At 68.9% G+C, this 15,763-nt stretch carries 15 protein-coding genes and 1 riboswitch; of the genes, 10 read left to right on the forward strand and 5 right to left on the reverse strand.

Annotated features, from left to right (window positions below; translation table 11 throughout):
• The first annotated feature begins 14 nt into the window (after positions 1 to 14).
• Entirely contained in the window at positions 15 to 2,015 is a 2,001-nt protein-coding gene (locus ACWDUA_RS09990) for a thioredoxin domain-containing protein (protein WP_449750856.1), read from the forward strand.
• 5 nt (positions 2,016 to 2,020) lie between these two features.
• Here ACWDUA_RS09990 and ACWDUA_RS09995 read toward each other — a convergent pair whose 3' ends face one another.
• Together ACWDUA_RS09995 and rocD are read right to left on the reverse strand one after the other, a co-directional pair.
• The gene (locus tag ACWDUA_RS09995) at positions 2,021 to 2,644 is read right to left on the reverse strand and encodes a histidine phosphatase family protein (RefSeq protein ID WP_449750857.1); all 624 of its coding nucleotides are present in this window, start codon (positions 2,642 to 2,644) and stop codon (positions 2,021 to 2,023) included.
• A 52-nt stretch (positions 2,645 to 2,696) separates the two neighbouring features.
• Complete coding sequence (rocD, locus tag ACWDUA_RS10000) at positions 2,697 to 4,769, reverse strand: ornithine--oxo-acid transaminase (protein WP_449750858.1); 2,073 nt, start codon at positions 4,767 to 4,769, stop codon at positions 2,697 to 2,699.
• 97 nt (positions 4,770 to 4,866) lie between these two features.
• Between rocD and ACWDUA_RS10005 the strand changes: the two genes are divergently transcribed.
• From ACWDUA_RS10005 to ACWDUA_RS10025, 5 genes are all read left to right on the forward strand, one after another.
• The gene (locus ACWDUA_RS10005; protein WP_449750924.1) at positions 4,867 to 5,313 is read left to right on the forward strand and encodes an Lrp/AsnC family transcriptional regulator; all 447 of its coding nucleotides are present in this window, start codon (positions 4,867 to 4,869) and stop codon (positions 5,311 to 5,313) included.
• Positions 5,314 to 5,627: 314 nt separating this feature from the next.
• Positions 5,628 to 6,722: a 3-deoxy-7-phosphoheptulonate synthase gene (locus ACWDUA_RS10010; RefSeq protein WP_449750859.1), complete on the forward strand. Its 1,095-nt coding sequence runs from the start codon at positions 5,628 to 5,630 to the stop codon at positions 6,720 to 6,722.
• Positions 6,723 to 6,774: 52 nt separating this feature from the next.
• A riboswitch (cobalamin riboswitch) is annotated at positions 6,775 to 6,983 on the forward strand.
• Positions 6,984 to 7,125: 142 nt separating this feature from the next.
• On the forward strand, positions 7,126 to 8,142 hold the full coding sequence (locus tag ACWDUA_RS10015) for an ABC transporter substrate-binding protein (protein WP_449750925.1): 1,017 nt from the start codon (positions 7,126 to 7,128) through the stop codon (positions 8,140 to 8,142).
• Between the two features lie 10 nt (positions 8,143 to 8,152).
• Positions 8,153 to 9,208: a FecCD family ABC transporter permease gene (locus ACWDUA_RS10020; protein ID WP_449750860.1), complete on the forward strand. Its 1,056-nt coding sequence runs from the start codon at positions 8,153 to 8,155 to the stop codon at positions 9,206 to 9,208.
• Positions 9,205 to 10,023, forward strand: a complete 819-nt coding sequence (locus ACWDUA_RS10025) for an ABC transporter ATP-binding protein (protein ID WP_449750861.1) — start codon at positions 9,205 to 9,207, stop codon at positions 10,021 to 10,023. The genes ACWDUA_RS10020 and ACWDUA_RS10025 overlap by 4 nt, the downstream gene beginning before the upstream one ends.
• Here the strand turns inward: ACWDUA_RS10025 and trhA are convergent.
• On the reverse strand, positions 9,990 to 10,649 hold the full coding sequence (gene trhA / locus ACWDUA_RS10030) for a PAQR family membrane homeostasis protein TrhA (protein ID WP_449750926.1): 660 nt from the start codon (positions 10,647 to 10,649) through the stop codon (positions 9,990 to 9,992). The two genes, ACWDUA_RS10025 and trhA, sit on opposite strands and share 34 nt — an antisense overlap.
• Before the next feature lie 99 nt (positions 10,650 to 10,748).
• Here trhA and ACWDUA_RS10035 point away from each other — a divergent pair, with 99 nt between their 5' ends.
• The 3 genes from ACWDUA_RS10035 (at position 10,749) to ACWDUA_RS10045 (ending at position 13,862) form a co-directional block, all read left to right on the forward strand.
• Positions 10,749 to 11,558 (forward strand): isoprenyl transferase, encoded by an 810-nt coding sequence (locus ACWDUA_RS10035; RefSeq protein WP_449750862.1) that lies wholly within the window; start codon positions 10,749 to 10,751, stop codon positions 11,556 to 11,558.
• A gap of 333 nt (positions 11,559 to 11,891) precedes the next feature.
• Positions 11,892 to 13,025, forward strand: a complete 1,134-nt coding sequence (locus tag ACWDUA_RS10040) for a lipase family protein (protein ID WP_449750927.1) — start codon at positions 11,892 to 11,894, stop codon at positions 13,023 to 13,025.
• Between the two features lie 90 nt (positions 13,026 to 13,115).
• The gene (locus ACWDUA_RS10045; RefSeq protein ID WP_449750863.1) at positions 13,116 to 13,862 is read left to right on the forward strand and encodes an SDR family oxidoreductase; all 747 of its coding nucleotides are present in this window, start codon (positions 13,116 to 13,118) and stop codon (positions 13,860 to 13,862) included.
• Positions 13,863 to 13,877: 15 nt separating this feature from the next.
• Here the strand turns inward: ACWDUA_RS10045 and ACWDUA_RS10050 are convergent, their stop codons facing one another.
• On the reverse strand, positions 13,878 to 14,330 hold the full coding sequence (locus ACWDUA_RS10050) for a MarR family winged helix-turn-helix transcriptional regulator (RefSeq protein WP_449750864.1): 453 nt from the start codon (positions 14,328 to 14,330) through the stop codon (positions 13,878 to 13,880).
• A gap of 59 nt (positions 14,331 to 14,389) precedes the next feature.
• On the opposite strand from ACWDUA_RS10050, the gene ACWDUA_RS10055 reads away from it, so the two are divergent.
• Positions 14,390 to 14,755: a cupin domain-containing protein gene (locus ACWDUA_RS10055; protein ID WP_449750865.1), complete on the forward strand. Its 366-nt coding sequence runs from the start codon at positions 14,390 to 14,392 to the stop codon at positions 14,753 to 14,755.
• 32 nt (positions 14,756 to 14,787) lie between these two features.
• On the opposite strand, the gene coaA is transcribed toward ACWDUA_RS10055, so the two are convergent.
• Entirely contained in the window at positions 14,788 to 15,729 is a 942-nt protein-coding gene (gene coaA, locus ACWDUA_RS10060; RefSeq protein WP_449750866.1) for a type I pantothenate kinase, read from the reverse strand.
• Between the last annotated feature and the right edge of the window lie 34 nt (positions 15,730 to 15,763).

Here is a 15,763-nt window from a genome sequence, read left to right on the forward strand (position 1 = left end):
CCACCGGAGGGCCGATGCGCAACGAGCTGGGCGGATCGACGAGTCCCTACCTCCGCCAGCACGCCGACAACCCCGTCGCCTGGCGCGAATGGGGTGAGCACGTGCTCGCCGAGGCCCGCCACCGGGACGTCCCGGTGCTGCTGTCGGTGGGATATGCGGCGTGTCACTGGTGCCATGTGATGGCACACGAGTCGTTCGAGGACGAGGCGACGGCCGCACAGATGAACCGGGACTTCGTGTGCGTGAAGGTCGACCGCGAGGAACGCCCCGACATCGACGCGATCTACATGAACGCGACGGTCGCGATGACCGGTCAGGGCGGCTGGCCGATGACCTGCTTCCTCACCCCGGGCGGGGACCCGTTCTATTGCGGCACCTATTACCCGTCCGGCCCGCGGGGCGGGATGTCGTCCTTCCGGCAGGTGCTGTCGGCGGTCACCACCGCGTGGACCGACCGGCGGGAAGAACTCGAGAACGTCGGCGCCAAGGTCCGCGATCACCTGAACGCCAACGCCGCAGCGCTGCCGGCCGGCGCGCTCGACGTCGACGACCGCTTGCTGGCACATGCGGTGAGCACCGTCCTCGGCGAGGAGGACCGGGAGAACGGCGGATTCGGCGGGGCACCCAAGTTCCCGCCGTCGGCGCTGCTCGAGGGTCTGCTGCGGCACACCGAACGCACCGGCCTGCCCGATGCCGCCGCGGCCGCGGTCCGAGCGTGTGATGCGATGGCGCGCGGCGGCATCTACGACCAGCTTGCCGGCGGCTTCGCCCGATACACCGTCGACGCCGCCTGGGTGGTCCCGCATTTCGAGAAGATGCTCTACGACAATGCGCAGCTGCTCCGGGTGTACGCACATCTCGCACGGCGCACCGGTGAACCGCTCGCCGTCCGCGTCACCGAGGAGATCGTCGGGTTCCTGCAGCGCGATCTGCTCGTCGACGGCGGATTCGCGTCGGCGCTCGATGCCGACGCCGACGGGGTGGAGGGATCGACCTATGTGTGGACTCCCGCACAACTGACCGAGGTGCTCGGTTCCGACGACGCCACCTGGGCCGCAGAGGTCTTCGGGGTCACCGCCGCCGGAACCTTCGAACACGGCACCTCGACCCTGCGGTTGCCGTTCGACGCCGACGACCCGGACCGGTTCGCCGGTGTCCGCAGGCGACTGCTCGCCGCACGCGCCGACCGGGTTGCGCCCGCGCGTGACGACAAGGTGGTCACCGGCTGGAATGCGCTCGCGGTGACCGCACTCGTGGAGGCCGGGACCGGCGCACGCCGCGCCGACTGGGTCGCCCTGGGCGCCGGTGTCGCCGATGCACTGCTGGCGCGGCACATCGTCGACGGCGCCCTGCGCCGGTCGTCGCTGGGCGGGGTGGTGGGGCGCCCCGCAGCCGCCCTCGACGACCACGCGGCACTGTGCACGGCCCTGCTCACCCTGTATCAGGCGACCGGCGAGAAACGCTGGGTTGATGCCGCTCTCACACTCCTCGACACCGCGATCGAGACCTTCGGTGATCCCGCCGAAGAAGGCAGCTGGTTCGACGCACCCGTCGGCGACCTGATCGCCCGTCCGCGCGACCCGGTCGACGGTGCAACTCCGGCCGGGGCGTCGTTGCTGGCCGAGGCGCTGCTCCTGGCGTCGACGTTGGCCGGGCCGGACGCGGCAGGACGCTACGCCCGACTCCTCGATGCGACGTTGTCCCGCGGTGCGGTGTTGCTGGCCAAGGTGGCACGCTCGGCCGGGCACTGGCTGACGGTGGCGCAGGCACGCGTATCGGGGCCGCTGCAGCTCGCCGTCGCACAGGATGCCGCGACCGACGGCGAACTGGCCGCCCGGGCAAGGCAACTCGCGCCGGGTGGGGCGATCGTGGTGGCGGGACAACGGGATTCGATCCCACTGCTCACCGGTCGGGGGCCGGTGGACGGCGCCGACGCGGTCTACGTGTGCCGCGGCACCGTCTGTGGTCTCCCGGTCACCTCCGAAGCGGAACTCGCTGCCGCGCTGGGTCTCTGACGCGATCAGATCGACGCGCCCGAGGCCCAGTATCCCTCCGGTCCGCGTAGTTCCGACAGTCGCCGATCTCCGTCGGGCTCGGCCAGCAGTGCCGAACCGGCCGGGCGGAGGTCGACCGCGGCGCCCTGCACGAGCGGCCAGCCGAGGAAGCGGCAGATGAACGACCGCGAGAAGTGCCCGTGGGACACCACGATCACGTCCGACTCCGGCAGTCGCACCTGGACATGGTCGACCGCGGCGTCGACCCGGCGGGTCATGTCGGCCACCGACTCGCCGCCGGGCGCGCCGTGCGTCCAGATCGTCCACCCCGGCTCGTGGTCGCGCTGGATCTCCGCGCGGGTGAGTCCCTCGTAGTCGCCGTAGTCCCACTCGGCGAACAGGTCATCGGTCTCGTCGACGTGGAGTCCGGCCAGCTCGGCGGTCCGCTGTGCACGGCGCCGTGGTGAGGCGATGACGTACGGACGGCACAGACCGATCCGGTCGGCGAGGCCGGTCAGCGCCGCCGCGTCCTGTTCGCCGCGCGGCGTCAGGTCGATGTCGGTGCGTCCGGTGTGCTGATTCGACAGCGACCAGGCGGTCTGGCCGTGCCGGATCAGCAGGACGCGGCGGGTGCGGGCGGCGGTGGTCATCTCACCGAGCCTAGTCCGGCCCGGGGGATCGCCGGGTCACGATCGGCCGCGATCAGTGGCGGGTGCGCAGCACCTCGGCGAATCGCTCGACCATCCAGTCGATCTCGTCGGGGGTGATCACCAGCGGTGGGGCGAACCGGAGGGTCGAGCCGTGGGTGTCCTTGGCGAGCACCCCGGCGTCGGCGAGTGCGAGGCAGACCTGCTTGCCCGTGCCCAGCGCCGGGTCGATGTCGATGCCCGCCCACAGGCCCTTGCCGCGGACCTCGCGGACGTCGGGGCCGACGAGCTCGGCGAGCGCGGCATGCAGCCGGGTTCCGAGGGTGGCGGCCCGGGCCTGCCAGCTGCCGTCGGCGAGCATCCGGACGACGGTGTGTCCGACGGCCGCGGCGAGCGGATTGCCGCCGAAGGTCGATCCGTGCTCGCCGGGATGGAGGACGCCGAGGACGTCGGTGTCGGCGACGACCGCCGAGACCGGCAGGATGCCGCCACCGAGGGCCTTGCCGAGCGTGTACACATCGGGGACCACATCCCAGTGCTCGCACGCGAAGGTGGTGCCGGTGCGGCCGAGTCCCGACTGGATCTCGTCGGCGATCATCAGCACGTGGTTGTCGGTGCAGAGTCGCCGCACCGCGGGGAGGTAGTCGTCGGGCGGTACGACGATCCCGGCCTCGCCCTGGATCGGTTCGACGAGCACCGCCACGGTGTGGTCGGTGATCGCACCGGCCACCGCTGCCGCATCGCCGAAGGGGACGCGCACGAATCCCGGTGTGAACGGACCGAATCCGCCTCGAGCATCCTCGTCGTCACTGAAGCCCACGATGGTGATGGTGCGGCCGTGGAAGTTGCCCCCGGCGACGATGATCTCGGCACGACCGTCGGGTACTCCCTTGATGTCGTAGCCCCACTTGCGGGCCACCTTGAGTGCCGACTCGACGGCCTCGGCGCCGGTGTTCATCGGCAGCACCATCTCCTTGCCGCACAGCTCGGCCAGTGCGGCACAGAAGGGTTCGAGCCGATCGGAGCGGAAGGCGCGGCTGGTCAGGGTGACCCGGTCGAGTTGGGCGCGTGCCGCGGCCACGATCTCGGGATTGCGGTGGCCGAAGTTCACCGCGGAGTAGGCGCCCAGGCAGTCGAGATACCGGCGACCGTCGACATCGGTGATCCATGCGCCCTCGGCGGACGCGGCCGTCACGGGTAGCGGTGAGTAGTTGTGTGCCACATGAGGTTCGGCGAGGTCCGGCATCGTTGCCTCCGTTCGGTGGGACACCGCCCGGCCGGGATCGGGCAGGCGTAGCTCCAGTGTGCAGCATTTGACCCCGCCACCACCTGCGAGCAGCTCGGACAGATCGACGCCGATCGGTTCGAACCCCGCGTCACGGAGTCGGTCCGCGAGACCTGGTGCGGCATCGGTCATCACGACGTTGTGCCCATCGGAGACCAGGTTGAGTCCGAGCGCCTCGGCGTCGGCGTCGGTCGCGATGATCGCGTCCGGGTAGAGCTCGGCGAGCAGTCGTCGTGACGCCGCGGAAAAGGCTGGTGGGTAGTAGGCGATGGTGTGCTCGTCGAGCACGCCGAGGGCGGTGTCGAGGTGGTAGAACCGCGGGTCGACGAGTTCCAGCGTGATCACCGGCAGCCCGGTGATCCCGGCGACCTCGGCATGCGTGGCGGGATCGGTGCGGAACCCCGTACCGGCCAGGATACGGTCGCCGACGACGAGGAAGTCGCCCTCTCCCTCCTGCGTCCCGACGGTCTGGCGCACCTCGCCCAGGCCTGAGGCGGTGAACCACTCGGCGTAGTGGCCTGCCTCGTCGGCGCGCTCGGGAAAGGTGAAGCGCGCGGCGATCGCCCGACCGTCCACCACGAGCCCGCCGTTGGCGGCGTAGACCATGTCGGGCAGACCCGGCTGGGGGTCGACGAGGTGCACCGTGTGCCCGAGACGGCGATAGATCCGGCACAACTGTTCCCACTGGGCGACCGCGCGGCCGGTGTCGACCGGGACGGTCGGGTCCATCCACGGGTTGATCGCATAGGTGACGGTGAAGAACGTCGGTGGGGTCATCGCAAAGGTGCGAGGACGGGCGATTCGGGGTTCGGACACGGCAGGGCGCGAGCTGGTCAGCGTCATGAATCGAGCGTAGGGTCGGCATCTGATGCAATCAATCGTCACAGATTGCGCATCTGTTGAAGATTTCGATCGCAATCTGCGGACAAGGATGGATGTCTTGCGCGAGCTCGACGATCTGGACGAGAAGGTGCTCGTCTGCCTCACCCGGGACGCCCGCGCCACCTACGCCGACATCGGTGCGCAGGTGGGGTTGTCGGCGCCCGCGGTGAAGCGGCGCGTCGACCGGCTCGTCGCCGATGGCGTGATCATCGGTTTCACCACGGTGATCGATCCGGCCGCGATGCAGTGGAACACCGAGGCCTATGTGCAGGTGTTCTGTCGGGGCAACATCTCGCCGGAGGAGCTGCGGGTGTCGTGGGAGCCGATCCACGAGGTGGTGTCGGCGGCGACGATCACCGGGCAGGCCGATGCCATCCTGCGGCTGATGGCCCGTGATGTGCACCATCTCGAACGGGCCCTCGAACGCATCCGGCAGGCCGGACCGGTGGATCGGACCGAGTCGATCATCGTGCTCAGTCACCTCATCGACCGTGGTCATCCGTAGGTCGGGTGGTCCGCCGTGCACGCGCGACCGTCAGCCCGGCGAGTGGTCGTCGGTGCGATATGTGACCACCATGTTTCGCCTGGTTGCGTAGATGTGTGCTAGCCTCGGCGACGTGATCCACTCCGTGCGCGTGTATTGGCGCTTTATCGAGGCTCCGGGTGAGCCTGCGATGAAGCGCTGACTGCGCACACCACACAACCCGGAGCCCGAGCAGTGACCAGAACGGTCGCTGCTCTTGTCATTTCAAGGGCCTCCGATGACGACAGCCGGTGGCCGGCGGGATGACAGGCCCGCACACCCGCGAAAGGCACACCGTGACCACCCTCGGAGATCTGCCCCGGACGTCGACGTCCATCGACACCGTCGAGAACACCTCGGACCGTAGGGTCAAGGCCTTCCGTTCGATCCCGTCGCCGGATGTGATCCGCACCGAACTGCCGCTGACCGCACGCCGCGCCGTGGCCGTGCAGCGTGATCGCGACGAGATCGCCGCCATCCTGGCCGGTGCCGACGATCGGCTGCTGGTCGTCGTCGGACCGTGTTCGGTGCACGATCCCGTGGCCGCTCTCGACTACGCCCGGCGCCTGGCGCCGCTGGCCACGCAGTACGAGGGCCGCCTCAAGATCGTGATGCGGGTCTACTTCGAGAAGCCGCGCACCACCGTCGGGTGGAAGGGTCTGATCAACGACCCCGGCATGGACGGGACATACGACGTCGAGCGGGGACTGCGTACCGCGCGCTCGTTGCTGCTCGACATCATCGATCTCGGACTGCCGGTGGGCTGTGAATTCCTCGAGCCGACCAGCCCGCAGTACATCGCCGACGCGGTGGCGTGGGGAGCGATCGGCGCCCGCACCACCGAGTCGCAGGTGCACCGCCAGCTCGCCTCCGGCCTGTCGATGCCGATCGGGTTCAAGAACGGTACCGACGGCAATGTGCAGGTCGCCATCGACGGTGTGAAAGCCGCTGCGGCGCAGCATGTCTTCTTCGGTGTCGACGACTTCGGGCGTGGTGCACTGGTGGAGTCGGCGGGTAACACCGACTGTCACATCATCCTGCGCGGCGGCACCCCCGGCCCGAACTACGACGAGGTGTCGATCGCCGATGCGGTTGCGGCACTGGACAAGGCGGGCCTGCCCGCTCGCGTCATGATCGACGCCAGCCACGCCAACTCCGGCAAAGATCATGTGCGCCAGGCGCAGGTGGCCGCCGAGATCGCGGCGTCGGTGCGTGCGACTCGCGCGGCCGGCCGCGAACCGGTCATCAGCGGTGTGATGCTGGAGAGCTTCATCGAGGCCGGGGCGCAGTCGCCGGACGCCGAACCGCTCGTGTACGGCAAGTCGGTGACCGACAAGTGCATGGACTGGGCGGTCAGCGCGGCGGTCCTGGCGGATCTGGCACGCGGCTGACACCCCGCGCCCGTCCGGACCCGGGTGCCGGAAATGTCGCAATCGACGGCTGATAGGCTCGCCCCGCGTCGGTCCGGCCGGGGAATCGCCTCGGCCGGCCAAGAGGGAATCTGGTGAGAATCCAGAGCTGCCCCGCAGCGGTGACGGAAACGATGGTGGCCAGGGCACTGGGTCGGTGACGACCCGGGAAGCGGCCATCGGTAGGTGGCACGAAGGTGCCGGGTCCGGAGTCCGAAGACCTGCCGACGTCACCGTGGAACACCTCCGCGGTGCACATCGACCTCGCGGGATATGGTCGGTGCGTTCGCGTCCGGGCCGGTTGGGTGGCCGCCCGGTGTCCTGACGCCCCGGTGTGCCCGCATGACGAAGGGCGCAGGTGGGTCACCTGATCTCACAGACGTCGATGCGGCGATCGCTCGCGATCATCGGATCGTTGACGATAGCGGCTGCCGCAGTGGCATGTTCGACCGATTCCGACGGTGACGACGCCTCCGCGGCGGCGGTCTCGATCGAGAACTGCGGCCAGACGGTGGCCGTCGAACAGGCCCCGCAGCGCGTGGTGTCGCTGAACCAGGGCTCCACCGAGATCCTGCTGTCGCTGGGGCTCGCCGATCGCATGGTGGGGACCGCGACCTGGACCGATCCCGTGAAAGCCGATCTGGCACAGGCGAATGAGTCGGTCCCGCGCCTGGCCGACAACAAGCCGTCGCTGGAGACGGTACTGGCCACCGAGCCCGACTTCGTGACCGCGTCGTTCGGCGGAACGCTCGGTCCCGGCGGCGTCGGCGACCGCGACCAGTTCGAACGGCTCGGCGTGGGCACCTACCTCTCGCCGACCGACTGCGTGGGGCGCGCGGCGACCAGCGTGAACGCCGACGGCGCGCGTTCGGAACCGCTGACCATGGACCTGATCTACCAGGAGATCCGTGAGCTCGCCCAGATCTTCGATGTCTCCGACCGTGGTGAGGAGCTGATATCGTCTCTGCGGCAACGGTATTCGGCGGCAGCCATCACCAGGACGGATGACGACACCTCGCTGGTGTACTGGTTCGCCGACACCCGGACGCCGTATATGGCCGGGTGCTGCGGATCGTCGGGTGTGATCTCCGGTTCCGTCGGCGCGACGAACATCTACGCCGACACCACCGACGAGTGGCCGCAGGTGAGCTGGGAGAGTGTGGCCGACCGCAATCCCACCGCGATCGTGCTCGCCGACCTCAGCCGCCGCAGCATCGACGGCGACGCGCTCGACAGCAAGATCGCCTTCCTGGAATCGAATCCGGTGACCAGCAAGATGGAGGCGGTGCAGAACAAGCGGTACATCGTGGTCAACGGCGCCGACCTCAATCCGTCCATCCGCACCGTCGACGGCGCCGAGAAGGTCTCGGCCGCATTGCGCGGCTGGAACCTCGCAGGCTGAAAGGCCCCCGATGACGACGACACTGGAGCGTCCGCCGGCCGGGCAGCGGGCCTCCACTCTTGCGCGGTCGGCGATCTGGGTGATCGGACCGATCGCGTTGGTCGCCTCGATCGCGGTGTCGGTGACCATCGGCGTCGCCGACCTGTCGGTGGCCGATGTCTACCGCGTGATCCTGGCCCACCTCGGCGGCCCCGACTCCGACCTCTCGCCGGTCCGGCAGGGCATCGTGTGGGAACTGCGCTTTCCGCGGGCGCTGATGGCAGCGGTATGTGGTGCGGGGTTGGCCATGTGCGGTGTGATCATGCAGTCGCTGCTGCGCAATCCGCTGGCCGACCCGTACGTCCTCGGTGTGTCGTCGGGCGCCTCGACCGGCGCCGTCGTGGTGGTGGTGCTCGGTGTGGGCGGCGGGGTGCTGTCGTTGTCGGCGGGTGCCTTCGCCGGTGCCATCGTCTCGTTCGTCGTGGTGATGGCCCTGGCGATGGGCGCAGGCGGCGGGACGTCGCGGATCGTGCTCGCCGGTGTGGCCGGAACCCAGCTGTTCTCGTCGCTCACCTCCTTCATCGTGATCTCCTCGGCCGATGCCGAGCGGACCCGTGGCATCCTGTTCTGGCTGCTGGGGTCGATGTCGGGGGTCACCTGGAACCAGGTCGCGCTGTGCGCGGTCGCCACCGGCCTCGGGTTCGCGGTGTGTCTGGTCCGTGCGGCCTCGCTCGACGCGTTCACCTTCGGGGCCGGTGCCGCGGCGACACTGGGCGTGTCGGTGGGCCGTGAGCGGGCCCTGCTACTGACCATCGTCGCGGTGGTGACCGCCACGCTGGTCAGTGCGGTCGGTGCGATCGGCTTCGTCGGGCTCGTGCTCCCGCATGCCACCCGGCTGCTGGTCGGGATCGGGCATCGGCGGTTGCTGCCCGCGGTCGCGGTGACCGGCGGGGTCTTCATGATCTGGGTGGACGCGTTGTCGCGGACGGTGTTCGCACCCCAGGAGATCCCGGTCGGAGTGGTGACCGCGCTCATCGGTGTCCCGGTGTTCGCGGTCCTGTTGATCCGGATGCGGAGGCCTTCATGACCTTGACCGCGCACGAGATCCGGTGGAGCCGCGGCGGCCACCTCATCCTCGACGGTGTGACGCTGCAACCGGAGCCGGGGGAGACCGTCGGAATCCTCGGCCCCAACGGGTCCGGGAAGTCCTCGCTGATCCGCGCGCTGGCCGGGGTGACGCGGCCGGACTCGGGGACGGTGCGCCTCGACGGCACCGAAATCGGTTCGCTCCGGCGACGGGAGATCGCCCGCCGCGTGGCGGTGGTGTCGCAGCACTCGGCCACCGACACCGACATCGAGGTGGTGGACGTGGTCCGGCTGGGCCGGATTCCGCACGCGTCGATGCTCGGCGCCGATGCCGGCGGTGACGATGTGGTGGAGCGGGTGCTGGCACAGACCGGTCTGACCGACAAGGCGCACCGGATGTGGCACACCTTGTCCGGCGGTGAACGTCAGCGTGTGCAGATCGCACGGGCGCTCGCACAGGAGCCGGCCGAGTTGCTGCTCGACGAGCCGACCAATCATCTCGACATCGCCCACCAGCTCGACGTCCTCGCGTTGGTCGCGGATCTGCCGGTGACCAGCTACGTCGCCTTGCACGACCTCAACCTGGCGGCCCGGTACTGCGACCGGTTGCTGGTGATGCGGGCAGGACGGGTGGTGTCGTTCGGTCCGCCCGCCGAGGTGCTGACCACCGAGCTGATCGCCGATGTATACGGCGTGCAGACGCGTATCTTCACCGACGACGGCGAATTCACCGTGGTGTACAAGCGCTCCCTCGGGGCGGGTGTCCCATCGGATTGCCCGGGTCAGCCGGCGACCACGAGCCACACCGCGACATAGTGGGCCAGCGCCGCGATCGCGGTGCACACATGGAACACCTCGTGGTGACCGAAGACCGTCGGCCACGGGTCGGGCCATCGGATCGCGTAGAGCACGCCGCCGACGGTGTAGAAGACCCCGCCGAGTGCCAGCAGTACCAGCACGGTGACGCCGGCATGCGCGACCAGGACCGGGGCGACGGCCACGATCACCCAGCCGAGCAGGACGTACAGGGTGACCCCGAGCCATCGGGGGGCTGCGGGCCAGGCGATCTTGAGGACGACGCCGCTGAGTGCGCCGGCCCAGACGATGCCGAGCACCCACCAGCGGGCGGGGTCGGGTAGCGCCATCACGCAGAACGGGGTATAGGTGCCGGCGATGAAGACGAAGATCATCGAGTGGTCGGCGCGCTTCATCCGGATCTGGGCGCGCAGCGATCGCCACGGGATGCGGTGGTAGCTCGCCGACACCGCGAACAGGCCGACGATGGTGACGGCGTAGACGGTGCACGACGCCGCGGCGGCGGTGCCACGCAGGACCGCGGCGCCGACGATCACGGCGATGCCGCATGCCGCGGCGACGAAGGCCGCGTACTGGTGTATGACGCCTCGCAGGCGGGGTCGCTCGGCGACCGGCGTCGTCAGCATGGAGGACACGGAACCTACGGTACCGTAACCGTAGGTCGGAGCGTCGGGTTCGTGTCCGACGCCTCGGCGACGGGCGTATGCGGACTAGGGTGGACGACGATGAAACTGCTTCCCGACCGCCTGCGTGGACCGATGCTCACCGTGTACGAGCGGCGGCTGATCCAGTTGATGGATACCACCCGGTTGCCCCAGCACGTCGCCATCATCTGTGACGGCAACCGTCGCTGGGCAAAGGAGGCGGGGTTCGAGGACGTCAGCCACGGACACCGGGTCGGTGCACGGCGGATCGCCGACATGCTCGGCTGGTGCTCGGAGCTCGGCATCGCCACCGTCACCATCTACCTGTTGTCCACCGAGAACCTGCAGCGCGACTCCGAGGAACTCGACGCGCTGATGCAGATCGTGCCCGACATCGTCGACGAGATCTCCGGGCCGGTCTCCCATCCCGGCACGGACGGGGCCACCGGCCCCTGGCGGGTGCGGATCGTCGGCACACTCGACCAGTTGCCCGACGACGTCGCCGACCGGCTGCGCGCCGCATCCGAACGCACCGCCGGACACACCGGGATGAACGTCAACGTCGCCGTCGGATACGGCGGGCGGCAGGAAATCGTCGACGCCGTGCGCGCCCTGCTGACCGAGAAGGCCGCCGACGGCGCGTCACCGGCGGAGATGATCGACGCGGTCACCGTCGAGGCGATCGACCGCAATCTCTACACCAAGGGCCAGCCCGACCCCGACCTCGTGATCCGCACGTCCGGCGAGCAACGGCTGTCGGGGTTCCTGCTGTGGCAGAGCGCCTACTCGGAGATCTGGTTCACCGACGCCTACTGGCCGGAGTTCCGTCGGGTGGACTTCCTGCGCGCGCTCCGCGACTACTCCGCCCGCAATCGGCGGTTCGGCAAGTAGAGGCATCCGTCGTGACGGCCCTCACGACCGGTGCCGATCCGTGACGCGTGCGCGCGGATCGGTTCCAGCGGATGCGGCCGGTCACGGGTCTCTGGTACCCAGAGATGACCGGGTGCCGACATCTGCTGGTCGAGGACATGTCGACCGACGACCGATGTCGCCCGGCCCATCGATTCTGCCGATCGCCGCCGTCGCGGCGGTCCCCAGCGGGAGGCCTCACCGATGATCCATCGATTCCGACACGACCGGCGATCTGCTCTGGCGGCACCGAGGTGGCGCAGACCGTTTGCCGCGGTGTCGGCGACGCTGGCGGTACTCGCAGGTGCGGTGTCGATGTCACCGGGGCTCGCCCACGCCGACGACACGACCCCGGGCCGGGTGACGTCGACCGCGCCGCTGACTGCCCGCGCAACGCTTCCCGGTTCCGTCGACGGCAAGCGAATCATCTACTGGACCAAGGGGATCAAGGGTGCCCCCGCGCAGTCCAGTGCGGCCGTGTACTTCCCGCCCGGACAACCCCCGGAAGGTGGCTGGCCGGTCATCGCGTGGGCGCACGGCACCACCGGGCTCGACGATGCCTGCGCCTACTCGATCAACGGGCCGATCCTGCCCGACCGCGACTGGGCATATCTCGGACGCTGGATGCAGCAGGGCTATGCGATCGTCGCCGCCGACTACGTCGGGCTGGGAACCCCGGGCGCGCATCCCTATCTCGACGGGAAGACCGAGGCGCACAGTGTGGTCGACGGGGTGAAGGCGGCGACCGCGACCTACCCGTCGCTCGCCAGGAAGTGGGTGACGGTCGGACAGTCACAGGGCGGCGGCGCGGCGATGTTCACCGCACGCTACGCCGACGACTTCGGCGGCAACTCCGGGGGCCTGTCGTATCGAGGTGCTGTCGCGACCGGGGTTCCCGCCTACATCGAGGACGCCATCCCCTTGGTGGCACGGCCCGGGGTGGTACCCGTCCAGCTCGGGAACACACTGCCCGAGACGACCAGCTACGTCCTCTACATCCTGTCGGGTCTGCGTGCCTCCTTCCCCGAATGGAACGTGGACTCCTCTCTGACGCCGTATGGCCGGCACTGGGTGGACGAGGCGGAGGGGCCGCTGTGTGACACCACCGAGGGGCCGGGGCAGGACTACGGCTTCGGTGATGTCATCCGGAAGTCGAATGTGATCACCGGGAACTTCTACAGTCGTCCGCTCGATCGCATCGCGGGGTTCGCCGGTGCGCTGAAGAACTACATGGGGATCCCCGAATCCGGCTACCACCAACCGGTTCTCATCGGTCAGGGGCTCAGGGACACCGATGTGAATGCGGCGGGGACGCTCCTGCTGGCGCAGCGTATGAAGAACAACGGTCAACCGGTGACGCTGAAGACCTACGACCTCGACCACAGTGGAACGGTCAACGCCTCCCTCGACGACAGTATCCCGTTCGTCCATCGGCTCTTCTCGAAGTGATCGGTCCCAGACCCTGATTGCCGCTGTCGTCGGTGCCGATTGCCAGTAGCGTGGACTGCGACCACTCGGCGTAGATCGATGGAGGGTGTCATGCGCGTGACGGTGTTCGGAGCGAGCGGGGAGATCGGTCGCAGACTGGTCGGCGAGCTCGAGGATCGCGGCGTGGATGTGGTTGCCGCACAACGGTCGACCGGGGTCGATGCCTACGCGGGTGCCGGTCTCGACGAGGCCTGTGCCGGAGCCGACGTGGTGGTCGACGCGATCAACGTGACCACTCTCAAGGCGAACGTCGCCGTCGACTTCTTCTCGACGTCGGCCGCCAACATCGCCGCGGCCGCGCAACGCGCGGGGGTGCGACGCGTGGTCTGCCTGTCGATCATCAACGCCGCCGACGAGCAGGTGAACGCCAAATTCGGCTACTACCAGGGAAAGGCGGCCCAGGAGCGCGTCTACACCGACGCCCTGGGCCCTGGAGTGCTGCGGATCGTCCGTTCCGCCCAGTGGTTCGAACTCGCCGAGCAGATGCTGTCGACGGCGAGGTTCGGACCGGTCGCGGCGGTCCCGCACATGCGCTGCCGTCCGCTCGCCGCCGGCGACGCCGCGCAGGTGCTCGCCGATGCGGTCACCGACCAGGCGAGTGGGGATGTCGAGGTGGCCGGGCCGGTTGAGATGGACCTGGCCGACATCGCGAAAAGTCTTGCCCGCAAACAGGGATCACCACGTTGGGTGTTCACGGTCAACGTCGGCGGACCGGCGGTCCGCGGCGGCGGGCTCGTTCCGCGCGGGGAGTTCATCCAGACCTCGACCACCGTGGAGCAGTGGCTGGCCGCCCGATAGGGCGCAGACCGACTCTCACCACACCGATCGGGGTGGCGTCCCGGCACCCAGCTGCCGGAGGGCGTCGAGGAAGGTCTGCGAGTTCTCCTGTCCGAGAATCTCTTCCAACGACCGTGTCTCGGCTGCGGCGGCGTCGGCGGCCACCCGGGTGATCTCGCGCCCGAGTGGGGTCAGCTCGATGAGCACCGCGCGCCGGTCGGTGGGGTGGGGGCGCCGGACGACGATGTCCGACCTCTCGAGGCCGCCGACGATCGCGGCGGCGGATTGTTTGGTGATGCCGAGGTGGGCGGCGATCTCGTTGATCGTGGCGCCGCTCGACGCGATGCGGCCGAAGACCAGACCGTGTACCGGGCGGAGTCCGGGATGCCCGGCGGCCCGGACTGCGTCGTCGATCCGCTCGGCCACCGCCGACGTGGCCGACATCAGCAGGAACGGCAGTGCATCACGTGGGGGACGGGGCCTTGACATATCGACAGGGTAACTGTCTGAATATAGACAGTCATTTTGTCTAATCGGAAGGTATCGTCATGCACATCACCGAACCCGTCCGGCATCGTCTGCACGGAGCCGACTTCGACTCGTTCGTGTCGCCCTCGTCCGGCAGTCGGGAACTGTGCGCCTGGCGCACCACGATCGGCCCCGGCCAGGCCGGGGCCGAGCACACGATCGACCACGAGGAGGTCTTCCTCGTGCTGGCCGGCGAACCGGTCATCCGGCTCGACGGCGCCGCCGCGACCCCGACGTCGGGAGAGGTGGTGTTCGCTCCCGCCGGGTCGTCGGTGGCGGTGGACAACCCGGGTCCCGATCCGGTGACGATGTGGGTCACCACCGTGGTCGGGCTCACCGCCACGATGGCCGGTGGCGACCCGATCAGTCCGCCCTGGGCGCGCTAGCCACGACGCCGCGCCACGCCGGCGACGCGGATTCACAACTTACGCAGGCGAACCCGGTTGATCGAGTGGTCGGCGTCCTTGCGCAACACGAGGGTCGCGCGCGGCCGGGTGGGCAGGATGTTCTCGCGGAGATTGGGCAGGTTGATCGACGTCCAGATGTCGCGGGCGGCGATGGTCGCCTGCTCGTCGGTGAGAGATGCGTAGTAGTGGAAGTGCGAGTTGGGGTCGGCGAACGAGCCCGACCGCATCTGCAGGAACCGCGAGATGTACCAGCGTTCGATGTCGGCGGTCTTGGCGTCGACGTAGATGGAGAAGTCGAACAGATCCGACACCATCAGGTTCTCGCCGGTCTGCAGGACGTTGAGCCCCTCGATGATCAGGATGTCGGGCTGGCGCACGTAATGGCGCACCTCGGGCACGATGTCATAGGTGATGTGCGAGTAGACCGGTGCGGTGACCTCGCGGGCACCCGACTTGACCTCGGTGACGAACCGCAACAACGCCCGCCGGTCGTAGGATTCGGGGAATCCCTTGCGATGCATGATCCCCCGGCGTTCGAGCTCCGCGGTCGGCAGCAGGAAGCCGTCGGTGGTGATCAGGTCGACCTTCGGGTGCGACTCCCACCGCGCGAGCAGTGCCGCGAGCACACGTGCGGTGGTCGACTTGCCCACCGCCACGCTGCCGGCGATACCGATCACGAACGGGACCTGCTTGTTGGTCTGACGCTCGCCGAGGAACGTCGACGTCGCGGCGAACAGTCGTTGGCGCGCGGCGACCTGCAGGTGGATCAGACGCGAGAGGGGCAGGTAGACCTCGGCGACCTCGGTGAGATCGATCTGCTCGCCGAGGCCGACGAGCTGGTCGAGCTCGTCGGAGGTGAGCACCATCGGCATCGATTCGCGGAGTTCACGCCACTGCTTGCGATCGAGTTCCAGATAGAGGCTCGGATCGCGCCCGGTCGTGTCGCGCGCCATCAGCCGGCGCGTCCCGTCGGGGCGAGGTCACACA

Source organism: Gordonia sp. NPDC003376, from assembly GCF_053589235.1.